General features: G+C 66.9%; 1 protein-coding gene. It reads right to left on the bottom strand.

What is annotated here, in order from left to right:
- On the bottom strand, positions 1-345 hold a 345-nt coding region (locus tag EOA86_RS34460), incomplete at its 3' end, for a DUF736 domain-containing protein (protein WP_164892318.1).
- Positions 346-526 lie beyond the last annotated feature (181 nt).

Raw genomic sequence — 526 nt, 5'->3', positions numbered from 1 at the left:
GTCCTGCGCCTTGTCCTGATCGTCGCGCTTCTTCTGGCGTGTCCAGTGCAGGCCCCAATCACGACCGTCCCCATCCGACTGAAAGAGTCGCGCGCGGATCGGCTGGACGAGCGAGGGATCGTCGAGAAGGACGGAGATATAGGCGCCTGCACGGTCGCCGGTCTGCAACCATCCGGCGCCGATCTCGACGCCGTCCTCGTCACCGAGACGGATGCGGTAGTCCGGGGCGTTCTCGACATCGGCGTTGTCGGCCGGAACAAAGACAAGCGCGAGGTCGAGCGAGAGCGTGCGAACACGCCCTGAATAGCCGGACTGGGTGCGCGTGAACTGACCGATCTGTGCCATGGGGGGACTCCTCTGTCTGGCGGTTGGAAGGGGGATCAGGGCACGTCCGGCGTGTCGCCGACGTGCCAATGAAAGCGTCCACCACCGTCGGCGTCGGTCCATATCGGGAGCGCTCGGGCGACGATTGAGCTGGCGGGGAGGGGCCCGAAGTAGCGGCCCTCGAGGCTGTCGGCCGCGGCCC

It is taken from the genome of Mesorhizobium sp. M5C.F.Ca.IN.020.32.2.1, from assembly GCF_004023105.1.
In the GTDB taxonomy this organism is placed as follows: Bacteria; Pseudomonadota; Alphaproteobacteria; order Rhizobiales; family Rhizobiaceae; genus Mesorhizobium; species Mesorhizobium wenxiniae.
This window is presented reverse-complemented; position numbering and strand designations above follow the sequence as displayed.